At 53.4% G+C, this 12,261-nt stretch carries 8 protein-coding genes; all 8 read right to left on the reverse strand.

The genetic code is table 11. The annotated features are described in order from the left end of the window. Nucleotides 1–9: 9 nt before the first annotated feature. The 8 genes from ACYVH9_RS30790 to ACYVH9_RS30825 all read right to left on the reverse strand — a co-directional run bounded on the left by ACYVH9_RS30790 (nt 10) and on the right by ACYVH9_RS30825 (nt 12,260). Nucleotides 10–2,781: a hypothetical protein gene (locus tag ACYVH9_RS30790; RefSeq protein WP_460640298.1), complete on the reverse strand. Its 2,772-nt coding sequence runs from the start codon at nt 2,779–2,781 to the stop codon at nt 10–12. Between the two features lie 102 nt (nt 2,782–2,883). Beyond that, the gene (locus tag ACYVH9_RS30795; RefSeq protein ID WP_460640299.1) at nt 2,884–3,657 is read right to left on the reverse strand and encodes a glycosyltransferase family 2 protein; all 774 of its coding nucleotides are present in this window, start codon (nt 3,655–3,657) and stop codon (nt 2,884–2,886) included. Between the two features lie 163 nt (nt 3,658–3,820). After that, on the reverse strand, nt 3,821–4,963 hold the full coding sequence (locus ACYVH9_RS30800) for an acyltransferase family protein (RefSeq protein ID WP_460640300.1): 1,143 nt from the start codon (nt 4,961–4,963) through the stop codon (nt 3,821–3,823). A 3-nt stretch (nt 4,964–4,966) separates the two neighbouring features. Next, the gene (locus ACYVH9_RS30805) at nt 4,967–6,643 is read right to left on the reverse strand and encodes a hypothetical protein (RefSeq protein WP_460640301.1); all 1,677 of its coding nucleotides are present in this window, start codon (nt 6,641–6,643) and stop codon (nt 4,967–4,969) included. 1 nt (nt 6,644) lies between these two features. Then, entirely contained in the window at nt 6,645–8,345 is a 1,701-nt protein-coding gene (locus tag ACYVH9_RS30810; RefSeq protein ID WP_460640302.1) for a hypothetical protein, read from the reverse strand. A gap of 31 nt (nt 8,346–8,376) precedes the next feature. Further along, nucleotides 8,377–9,291: a transketolase family protein gene (locus tag ACYVH9_RS30815; RefSeq protein ID WP_460640303.1), complete on the reverse strand. Its 915-nt coding sequence runs from the start codon at nt 9,289–9,291 to the stop codon at nt 8,377–8,379. 93 nt (nt 9,292–9,384) lie between these two features. Continuing rightward, the gene (locus tag ACYVH9_RS30820) at nt 9,385–11,382 is read right to left on the reverse strand and encodes an NAD-dependent epimerase/dehydratase family protein (protein WP_460640304.1); all 1,998 of its coding nucleotides are present in this window, start codon (nt 11,380–11,382) and stop codon (nt 9,385–9,387) included. 62 nt (nt 11,383–11,444) lie between these two features. Continuing rightward, the gene (locus ACYVH9_RS30825; protein ID WP_460640305.1) at nt 11,445–12,260 is read right to left on the reverse strand and encodes a transketolase; all 816 of its coding nucleotides are present in this window, start codon (nt 12,258–12,260) and stop codon (nt 11,445–11,447) included. Nucleotide 12,261 lies beyond the last annotated feature (1 nt).

Consider the following 12,261-nt stretch of genomic DNA (forward strand, 5'->3'; position numbering starts at 1 on the left):
AAAAACGCATTAACGCAACTTCACCGACCAGATTTGCACGGCTTTGTTGTCTGAACTGTACACAAATAATTTGTTCCGGGTGGCTGAAAATTGCAACCCGACCGGATTGCTGCCCGGAATGGGCCGGTCACCAACGGGGCGTCCCGCCAGGTCATACAAGGTGGTAAAATTGCCGGATTTGACGCTGATCAGGTTGACGCCGGACCCCAGAACGTGGTAGCGGATCAGGGTTTGGCCGGGCCGTAACCCGCGTACTTCAAACAGCATTTTCCCTTTTCGATCGAGAATGGCAGCTTCGGTATCCGATGTTCTGAGCAGCAGATAACCGTTCTGATTTACTTCCGGCAACAATCGGAACGACCCCCGGCGGATGGGCCGGTAAAGCTGATTCCGGTCGACAAGTTGCCCGTCGATTCCCAGGTGGATCAGTTCGCCCTGGCGGGTTATGGTGGTAATGGTCGTGGGATTGGAGGCTTCCAGCCAGGCTGGACCGATTAGTTCCATTTTTAAATCGACCGGAAAGCCCGGCACCAAACCGCCGTTTTCGTTCCAGAAATATACTTTGCCATCTTTCTGAGTCGATACCACGGCCAGCGACTGATTGCGCACCGGCGCGTGGAAGGCATTGACCCCTTCACCAGTTGTTGATGTCACGGTAAATGGCCGCACAAATTGCTTTTGCTGGCGGTCGTATCCAACTATGCTGCCGTTGCGGTGGAGCATAAGCAGAATCAAACTCCGGTTTTGATCCCGGCGGGGTGCCACCAGGGTGCTGGGATCGACTCCTTCCGGAAGCGGAATGGATTGCAATTTTGCCAAACCGTTGACCGGATCCGCAATGTACAGCGATTGTGGAGTTGTAAACGCGTATTGCAACCGCCCGTTGCTGAGGAAATCAACCGGTACCAGCGAGCTGACCACCGGGCCGTTTACCGCACCGAGCGGGTGTTTTTCACCTTCGGGCGTGATCAAAATAAATTGCCGGGTATTGTCTACCGCCCAGATCACGCCCGAACTCCCCACAAAATCACCAATGGCCATCGGCGGACTCACCAACGGGGCATTCAGGGCAATTTTTCGCTGTAAAAACGTACGGTTCAGCACGGCTTCGCTGGCCCGCCGGGTGGTGTGGCCCAGAATCAGGGACGAGTAGATGCGCTCACGGCCGTAGGTACTTTGATAAATCAGGTTTTCGACATTATCGAGGGCGGTTTCGTCATGATTCAGCAATTGTTGCCACGACTGAGGCCAGTTGGCCGTTACCGATTCGCCAGCGCGGGCAAAGCGGGTGTAGGCCGTGAAGTTGGCCGGGCGCAGCGTCTGGGTAAGCAAATCCCGCTGGCGATACGACTCCGACCAGACGGCGCGTTGCTCTACGGCTTGCAGGTATTCCTGCAACACACCCTGCCCGTTGGCAATCACGAGGTAATCGCCCACCTGCGAAATCCAGTTCTGGTCAAAACCGCGGAACAAGCCTCCAAACAGGAAGGCGGGGAGGTTGGGAGCCTGAATGGCCGAAATCCGGTACCGCAGAAACGGTTTTGAGTTCGACAGACGGTCCGTTCCGGAAGCGAGTAAAGCCGCCAGCTGATAGCGATCCCACAAACGTTCCACCTGACTAGAGTGGAGCAGCAACACCAGCCGCCGATCGGCCGTGGGGGCGTCCATGCGCAAAAGAGCAATCTCGTTGCCAATGTATTTGTAAATACCGTTTTGCTCGTTCTGGAGCAAAGGGCGGAGTTTCCGCCGGCCCTCGCGGGTATCTTCGTCGTCTTCAGAATTGATAAACGCCGTTAGCGCCTTGCCAAACCGTGGCCCATCGCTGATGCTGAAATGGAAAAGTGTTGTTGTCTGATCAGGAATCAGGTTACTGCAACTGATTCGAAAGGGCGTCTGCCGGTCGAATAGGTTGGCCAGGGCACCTTTGGCACCAATGTCGTCCGTGGACTGGCCGACGAGGTGCGTGCGGGTCGGCGATTGACGAAACCGGGTTAGTAATTCCGTCGGGAGCAGCGCCTTGATGTATTTGGACTGGTAATCGGTGCTGGCTTCGTTGGGGGATAAAATGGCGGATAATACGGAACTGCGCACGTAGATACCCGCCAGCGTGCCGGGGCGAATCAGCGAAACATCGGCCCGTTGCAGGGGTGTTTCCGTGAAGGGTTGGTTCATGCGCCGGATTACACTTTCCATCAGAATCGTTGACGGGCTGCCAACGAGGTAATCATCCAGGACGATAAACGAACCAAGGGATTCGTTCCGGATGGTGAGCAATTCGTGAATCCGGGTATTTTCGTACGGGTGACTCAACACCCGAAAACGGTCGGCATTGGGATTTTGAATGCGGTTGATGAAAGCTCCGTCCTGCAACGAACTGATTGGAATGTAAAAAATAAACCCAATCCGGTCTTTGGACGTGGGGTGGAGCGAATACCAGATGGGTTTATCATTCAGAAACTGAATGGCGCTGGCGGTATCGAGCGGGGTCCAGATAAACTTTTCCAGGCTTCGGACGGCTTCCTGAAAAATGGGCGTTGTTCGCAGGGCCATTTCGTTCAGTTGGGCCTGTTTGGAAATCGTATCCTGGAGGGAAGCACTTTCCATGACCAGAAGAGCGTCCGACGGGATCAGCATCCAGGCCGAGCGGTCGGGCGCTTTCCACCAGCGGTACGCGAAATATCCGCCGAGAATAAGCGCCAGCACGGTAAGGCCAATCCAGAGCTGTTTTTTGGTCATGTACGTGAGTTCGATGCCGTAATATCCGTAAAAATAAAATGACAATGACGCCGACCGACCGGATTTTCGCAGATAAAATCTGTGGAGATCCGTTCAATCTGCGTCATCGTCAGCGACGTAGTCGCTCCATAGAACCGTGGGGTACCGCTACATTTTTACGGGCTGTTTCACATCCACGGCTTTGAGGGCTTTTACTTTGTCGCCCAGGTCCATCCGAAAAGCCGCCAGCTCTTTGAAGCTTTGGATACACACCTTCAGCAGTTTCCACTTCAGAATGGAAACCGTGCCCGTCTGGCGTTCTTTGTGAACAATGGGGATATCGAAGGTTTTCTGACCCGCTTTGCGCGCCATCACCGCCAGAAAAATATTCGGGGCAAACGGCGTTGGGTTGGGGAGTTGTTCCAGCAGTTTTTTCAGGTAGAGCCCGTTGATGAGCCGGAACGGAATATTACTATCGTTGATGTAGGTGCCGTAGATCAGAAAGAGGCTGAATTTCAGAATCCGCGTGATTACCAGCCGGGCCGGAGCATCAAAGCGAATCTGGCGATAGCCCAGGATAAAGTTCGATTCGTGCCGCTTGGCCCATAATTTGGCAAAATCATCGGTGATGAACTGGTCATCGCTATCGGTTTGGAAAACGTATTCCGAACCCATCGCCACGGCGTGGCGGTATCCCCGGACGACCGCGTTCCCGTGCCCGCCATTGGGCGTATGAACCACTTCCAGTTTGTCCGGATAGTGTGGCTTGAGGGAATCCAGTATGGCACCTGTGCGATCTTTCGAACCGTCGTTGATGACAATCAGCCGCGTATTTTCGGTGGGGAATTGCCGGTTCAGTAAAGCAACCCACATTTCTACGACCTCGTGGATACATTCTTCCTCGTTGTAGGCCGGCATTACGATGGACAGGTGTAAACTCATTTGCTGGGAGCGAACTTTATAGTGGCAATGTTGATCAGAATGCTGTGGATACGTTCGAATTGCCGGTTTGACGATAACTTTTGGTTACAAAGATAGATAAATCGTAACTATGTTTTGTACAAATAGCCCATTTACATTTATTCAACGGACCTGTTTGTCAAAATTAATAGGAAAAACGGTCCTTCAAGGCGTTGATTGGCTTCTCCACAACAAACCAGGATACGGTTGCCACTGTTGCCGTAAGGGCGTAAAAAAAGAAAAATTTCAAGGTTGTCTCGGTTCCGCTGCCGGTTATGATGGGCAGTTCCCGCAGGATTCGGTTCCAGGCCCGAACGGTAATAAAATCGGGAGGGGTATGGTAGTAATTGAAAACCAGGTTATGAAATAAATACAAACCGTAACTGATGCGGCCCAGGTAATTGCTGACCGGATGTTCCAGCACATATTTCATGACGCCCCCGTATCCGATAACACCCCTGCCAATGATGAAAAAACAGAAAACCGACGTGAAAAAACGGTCGAAAACATCGGTAAACACATTCCGCGAAGGCGAGGTGGTGGTCATCAGGTAAACGTTCAGCGCGTACAGGGCTAGGCCCAGCAGCAAATATCCGGTGTTGCCGGCCAAGCGGGTAAAAACATCCCGGTGAAAAACCATCAGGTAGGCCAGCACTCCACCCAGGCCAAACGCATCCAGACAGGTCGGCATCAGAACAAACTGAACCATCCAGGGGGCTTGGGTAAAAAACAGAAAAATCCGCAGCACAAACGCCGTGGCAATCAGGCCAATCAGCAGATTGGGCAGGTGGCGAATCGGAATGAACAGGACTAGAAATGGAAAGAAAATGTAATACTGTTCTTCCACCGCCAGCGACCAGAGGTGGTCCAGTGCTCCGAACCAGGTCTGGTGAACGGCCACCCAGATGTTTTGCGTGTAGGTGAAAAACCAGAAAAAATGCTCGCGCACCGCCTGAAAGCCGATGAGCGCCAGGATGAAAAGAGTCAGGTAATAAATCGGGAAAATGCGGATGCTCCGCCGGATGAAAAACTGCCGCAAGGAATGACCGTGCGAGCGCTGCAACCGATCGTCCGTCAGTTTGCTATGAATCAGAATCCGGGTAATCAGAAAACCGCTCAGGACAAAAAACAGGTTGACGCCGAAATAGCCCAGCGGCAGGTGGTTCTGTTCGCCCAGCCAGTGATCGAGCATCACCAGCGTGACGGCCAGAAACCGCAGCCCGTCGAGCTGAGCAAGGTATTGCTTTTCTTTGTGAACGGTTTCGGCGGCAGGTGTCAAAACAGACATGAGTTAATACGTGGTGGTATGACGAAATAAAACCGGGCTCATCTCAAAACGAAGCGAATCGTTGCGGTTGGTCAACAAACCCAGGCGGTAGGTTCCCGGTTGAGTAAGCTCCTTGGAGACCTGCGCCTGAAAAGCAGAGCTAAAATAGCCGGTTTTGTCGGAATTCGAAGCCGAATCGGGCAGGGAATAAGGCCGTAGGCCCCGGGCCGGATACACGTAGCTGCTGTCGGTTCCCACCAACACTACGTACGAACCTTCGTCGGGCCGGTCCAGCGAGGGGTTGATGGCTTTGGCTTTATGAACGTTCAGGAAAAACCGGTCTTGCTGGAGGTGATCAAAAGTTGCCGTGGAATCCACCGGGGGCCTTTGCAGGGTGCTGATGTACGGGTCCGTAGACGGATTGGGATGGTACACGGATTCAAACCCACGCTGAATCTTGGCCGGAGTTTGCAACCGCCAGGTCAGGTAAGAGGCCACGGTTTTCCGACGCTGGTTGATGAGTGCTTCCAGGCATTGATAATCCGCATACAAACTAATCGGAACGGTTAACAATAGGGTAATGGCCCAGCCAGTCCGCAACCCGCTCCGATCCCGGTAGAGCCAAAGCGCGTACAGGTAACAAACGCTGAGAAACAGCCCGGAGTAAATTTTGTACCGGCTTTGCAGTAAATAACCCGCCCCGCCAAATCCTACGCGGGCGTAAACCGTCATGGCGTCGGTGGCCAGCAGAAACAGGAGACTGCCGAGGAAGAAACCCTGCCAAAACCAGGGTGTCGACTTGATTGACCACTGGGCAAACGGAAAGTTGGTCACTAGCAGCCGAAGGAGTTGCCAGCCGGTAAACCCGAGGACGCCGGCACCGACGAGAATGGTCAACCAAACCCGGTTTTCGTAGCCGATGGCGATGGGCCTGGTGTACGGATAGGTATCAACGAAGGCTCCGGCAAAGACAAAAAACGATTTGAACCATTCGCCAAAACCGTAGAGGTACGGCGAAGGAAAGAAGGTAATGCGGTTGTAACTATAGAAATAACCCACCACACACACCAGGCCGCACACCAGCCAGATTGCACTTCGACGGAACTGTTTTTGCCAAAGCAGGAGCAGAGTACCCACAAAAAACACCTGAAAACCGTTGCCGCTGGTGAAGCTGGCTGTCACGGCGAGTGCCAGGGCAGTGGCAAAAGCGGTTCTTGACGGGTAGGCCAGCCAGTAGAAAGCCCCCAGACCAAACACCAGAATGTAAAAATTCTGAATGGATGCCATCGCCCAGATCAGGTTTTCGTGCGACTGGAGCGTCAGCAGCCAGAATGGTACTGGCAGAAAATAATGCAGCGGCAGCCGGGTTTTGCGGAAAACAAAATACAGCAGCAGCACCAGCACAAACAGGCCGCTCACGCCAATCAGCGTCAGGCCGTAATAGTTGAGGGCGCCATTTACTTTATAGAACAGAAAAAAGATGACGCGGGTCCAGACGATGCGGTGCTCCCAGTGCTGATCAAACAGCCGACCCAGTTTTTGGAGCGTGCCAGTATCGCTTTTAAGGGATATTAAATGCGTATGCACCAGGTAGTCGTCCCAATAGGGCAGGTCAATGGCGTATTTCAGTACCGCCAGCGCCACCACGAGGGCCGGAACCAAGAGCAGAAAAAGGGTTATAACTTTGCGAAATACGGGCATACTACCAATTTTTTGGAATCTCAACCGCTTGTGGACCGGAAGAGACCAACTGTTGTCCGGTTTGATAAAGCTGCCAGTCGTCATTCGGCCCGACGGCTAGCAGCAGCACATCGTACGTGCCGCGGTCCAGCTCGGTTTCGGGCAGTTGGGCGATAAACCGGGAATTGAAAATGCGCTGGGGTTGAAACCAGCCTTTGCGGCTTCCCGACAGCGATTGCTGGGTCGGAAGCAGGTAAACCCGCTGGGCCGACCGGGCAACCAGGTACGCGCCTTCATCGCGGACGCCCAGCGTCGGGAACGAATCCTGCCGGACGACAAAATTACCTTTTTCCTTATACAGCGTGTCCAGTCGAAGCGAAGGCAGGGCTTTTGTTTCCTGATACAAAGCCGGTAAATGAATATCGTAAAAGGCCGGTGCCGGATTGACCATTCGGCGGGTGTCGGCGTCGATGGTGGAAACCGGTCGTAACTGGGTATAGGTATAATTAAACTGATGCGTAGTCAGGTAGTGCCGTAGGTCGTAGACTCTGGGGAGGTAAGTTGAGTACGAGAAAAAAGCAAGCAGTGCACTAAAAACGGTTGCCAGGGCGGTTGCCATAAACCGTTTTGATGGGTTAATCCGCGCGATCCAGTAGGTAATCAGAAAAGAAAGCAAAGTCAGGGAATAAATTTTGTACCGGCTGGTAATCAGCGTTTCCAGTCCAAAACCGACCCGGTTGAAGGCCACGATCAGGCCCGTGCCAACAATGAAAGCCACGCCACCCAGGAAGAACAACTGCCAGTCGGCCAGCCGGGTGCCGCCAAACCGTTTCCAGAGCGCCGAAACACCAATCCAGACCACGATGCCAACAACTAGTACGCCCAGCACCAGACAGGGAAGCAGGAAGTTTTGGACGGGGAAGGCTTCTCCCGCGGCACCATTGAAAAGTAGCCAGCCGTGAACCTGATCCAGCAACGTACCCTGATCGGGTGGATTCCCGGCGGGCTTTTCGTACCCCAGGAAATACAGCCGAAACGTGATCGCTGTGGCCAGCAGCCAGCGGATAACGCCCGAATAATCCTGACGCAATACCAGAATGATCAGCCCGACCGGCCAGATCAACAAACCGTTGCCACTTGTCAGCGTGGCCAGCACCGGAAACAGAATCGCCAGCCAGCCGACCCGATTCTGGAACGCTAGTTGGTAGAACGTGGCTACGGCCAGCGTCATGACGGTGAAGTTCTGGAGGGCGGCCATGCCCCACAGCATGTTTTCCCACTGTGATAGATTGAAAATCAGCAGCGAAACCGGAAGCGCCATCCAAACCGCCACCTTTGCTTTTTGCAGGGCTTTGACGAAAATCCACACCAGCAACACCAAACTCAGATTGCCCAGAACCATCAGGTGGACGTAATTGAGCTTGCCCGTCAGTTTGTAATCCAGCCAGGAAAACACCCGGTCGAGGACGATGCGGTGTTCGTTGTGCTGCCGGAGAAATTCGTAGGCCTTGTCATGGAACGAATCCGCCTTTTCCAGATTCAACAGAAACGCTCTCAGGGCGTGGTCATCGAATTTCGGAATGTTGATGGCATACCGGGTGAAATACCAGCCATACAGCAGTATAGGGATCAGCAGAACCAGCCAGCCGAGCGCCGGGCCTGGCCGGCGGGTCGTTGGTTGATCCGAAATCGTTTCTGAATGGGCGGATGTTTTCAGATTCATACGGTTTTTTTACGAAACCCCGGCGGTGAGGTCAGGCCAGAAAAGCCGTCAGTTTTTCCTGAATATGCTGGGCGTCTAAACCGGATTGTTGCTGGTGGTAACTCTGATCGCCGTACAGGCCGTCGGGATACCCCTGGGCCGAAAGACTGACAAACTGCCGGAACGACAGTCCGTTCTCCAGCAATTTCACGGAGAGCTGCTGGGCCAGGCCGCCGATGCTGACGTGTTCTTCAACAATCAGCAGGTTTTGGTTTTCGGCCCATTGCTGCCCCAGTGCGGTCGGCAAGTCAAGAGGAAGGTTCAGTGCGGTGTAAACATCAAACTGATTGTCCAGGCCGTCGGCGGTTTGCAGAGCTTTCAGAACATTGGCGGCTACCGGGCCCAATGCCACTACGGTTCCTTTCGGGTTTTCACTGCTCGCAATTTTCTTGAACGAGCCCGTCGGCTGGCTTCCTTCCGGAGTTTTGGGGCCCGCACCCAGTCGCAGGTAAGCCGGTCGACCCTCGGCCACAATCGTATCCACAACCGAATCGATTTCGTCAGCAAAGGCGGGAATCCAGGTTTTAACGTTTTGCAAACCGCTCAGGCAGGCCAGGTCTTCAATCGCGTGGTGCGTGGAACCCATGATGCCATACCCGTATCCGCCCCCGTTGCCGACTATAAAAACCGGCAGGTTGTGCAGGCAGACATCGTTGCGGAACTGTTCCAGACAACGGTAAACGGCAAAAGGAGCGATGCTGTAGCAAAATACTTTATAGCCTTTGTAGGCCATTCCGGCGGCTACCCCGACCATATTCTGTTCGGCTACCCCGGCATTGATAAACCGGGGACCCATGACGCTGGCCACCCCTTCGAGGGCATTATAGCCCAAATCGCCCGTGATGAAGATTATCCGTTCATCGTTGGCGGCAATGCGTTCAATGGCGGCTGAAAATTCTTTACGCATGTGTTTGATAAGTTTCTGTTCACGGTATACGGTTGGCTGACGCGTTCAATCATGCGCCAGCCAACCGTATACCGTGAACTATAAACCGTAAACTTATTTTGTCTTTCTTGCTTCGACCAGCGCCCGGATTTCGGATGCGGTTTTGTACACCTGTTCCCCCTTGCGAACCTTGGTCCGGATGAATTTGGGTCGTTTTTTGGTTTCTTCAAAAATCTTACTGATGTATTCGCCCAGGAACGAAATGCCCAGCAAGTTAATGCCACCAAAGAGCATCACCAAAACAATCACGGTTGATAACCCGGCCGGCGTGTTTGGGAAAATTAAGAACTTGGCTAGAATCTGCCACACAATACCCAGCAGCGACAAGCCCGTCAGGATAAATCCGGCGTACGACATCAGCTCGAGTGGAGCAAAGCTAAAGGAGAAAATGGCTTTCTTGGCCCACCAGATGTTTTTGGTCCAGTTGTTGGTCGAAACGCCGAACATACGCTCCGGCCGGACGTAATCCACGCCCGTTTGTTTGAACCCCACCCAGGCCCGCAAGCCGCGCAAAAACTGCTCGGTTTCGGGCAGCGCCACGAGTTCGCGGACTACTTTCTGGTCAATCATCGAGAAATCGCCCGCGTCGACCGGAATATTGATGTACGACATTTTCTTGAACAGCCGGTAGAACGTCCGGTAAAAGAAATGCACGTGCGACGGCATTTCGCGTTGCACCCGCACGCCGTAGGCGACATCGTAGCCCTGCTGCCATTTCTCGTAGAACTTCGGAATGATTTCGGGCGGATCCTGCAAATCGCCGTCCATCAAAACCACGGCATCGCCCGACGAAATTTCCATCCCGCTTAAGAAAGCCGATTGCGAACCGAAATTGCGGGAGTGGGAAATACCGATGACGTTCGGGTCTTTGGCGCAGATGGCATCGATCACCTCGTCCTGGTTATCAGGCGAATTGTCGTTCACAAAAATGATTTCGTACCGAACCTTCATGTCATTGAAGGTTTTGACCAGCCGCTCGTACATGATCGGAATGGCCTGCGCGTCCTTGTAACAGGCAATAATGGCCGTAATGACCGGGTTGAGCGTCGGGTTGGCAAAGGCCGGGAGCACTTTTTCGGCGTACTGATGTTGCACCTGCCAGTCGGCGGTTTTCTGGAGCCCTTCGCCCAGGGAAGTCCGGGCTTTCCAGCCGATATCCGTCTGAACGGCTTCCGGGTCGCCGTACCAGTCGCTGAGGTCCCACTGGCGGTTGCCCATACTGCCCCAAACGGGTTCTTTGGCAATGCCAAACGTCTGGCGGGTTTCGTCCACCAGTTCGCGCATGGTCGTTTTCTGACCGGTTGCAATATTATAGGAGCGCCCGCTGATGGAGGGGGTCACGTTCAGGGCGGCTTCGACAAACGCTTCAACGCAGTCGTCGATGTAAACAAAATCCCGGCTGATGTCGGGCGATACCAGGGGCGGTAACTGGCCTTTGCGGGCTTCTTCCACCAGCCTCGGAATCAACCGGTCGGGTTCTTCCCAGCCGCCGTAAATCGAATACAGCCGCAGATTCAGCGTTTTCAAGCCATGAACGCGGGCGTAAAATTCGAGCATGTAAGCCGCCGAAACTTTCGAAACCGCATAATGGCTGTTGGGTTCGACGCGGTCGGTTTCTTTGGGGGCCGTGCAGTTAAAACCGTATTCCGAGCTGCTGCCTGCGTGAATATAAACCGTTTCGGGCGAGCAGTTTTCCAGAATGTTGACCGTTCCATTGACGTTGGTTTCGTAAGTCAGATTGACGTTTTTCTGCTTGCTATAAGCGCCGTATGCGGCCAGGTTGAAAATGGTGCGGGGGGCATAGCGTTCAAAAATCTCCTGAACCGACTTATGAGAAAGGATATCGCAGTGGACGATGTTTTCGGCTGGCACATTCAGTAATTTCAGCCGCCACGCTTTGGTGGCGTCGTGCGTCAGGGCGTAACAGTCCTTGCGGAGTTGAAAAATCTGATCGAATAAATTGGCACCAATGAAGCCGCTGGCTCCGAAAACGAAAATAGGGCCTTTGAGCTGAAGGATGCGGTCCTGGTACGGTAGGATCTGTTTAGACATTCGTGGTTAAATAGTATGGATCGGGTTTCAACGGGAGAGCCGCCGGGGCTTGTTGGCTGAAATTAAGCGGTAAAATACCGTTCGTTTATATCTTGACAAGCCTGCTTGTACAGATCTTCATTCATAGGCAGGTAGTGCCATTCGAGCCGGTTTTCCATGTACGAAACCCCTTTTCCTTTAACGGTATGCGCAATAATGACCTTGGGCTTACCATTGGTTTGTAAACGCAGGGTGTCGAGTGTCGCCACCAGCGATTCCACATCGTGCCCATCGGCCTCTACTACCTCAAACCCAATGGCCTTCCATTTGGTGGCATCGGCCGTATCGCCAAAAACATCCGCCGTTTGTCCGAATCCCTGCAACCCGTTTTTGTCGATCAGCATCACCAGGTTATCAAGACCTTGCTGAATGGCGTAATGGGCGGCTTCCCAGGTAGTCCCTTCGTTGGTTTCGCCGTCGGATAGCAATACAAATACCGAATGCGGGTTGCCTTGGAGCTTGTTGGCGTGGGCAATACCGGCGGCAATGGGCAGTCCGTGCCCGAGTGAGCCGGTGGCAAACGGAATGCCCGTGTGTTTGTTGGGGGCCGGGTGAGCTGGCAAGGTTGTTCCGTTTTTGTAGAACGTTTGCAATTGCTCGTCCGAAATCTCACCTAAATGGTTGAGGCAAACGTACAGAGCGGCAGCCGCGTGTCCTTTCGAGAGAATGAACGTATCATCCGGTTGTTTCCGCAGAATAAGCGTCGCAATCATCAGATCCAGGCAACTCAGCGAACAGCCAATGTGGCCGGCATGCGCCATATTGTACAATTCCAGTACGTTGAGCCGCAGCTGGCCGCTGAGCGTTTTAATATCGGTTGTGGTTGCTGTTGAAGTCATT

Source organism: Larkinella harenae (assembly GCF_054780515.1).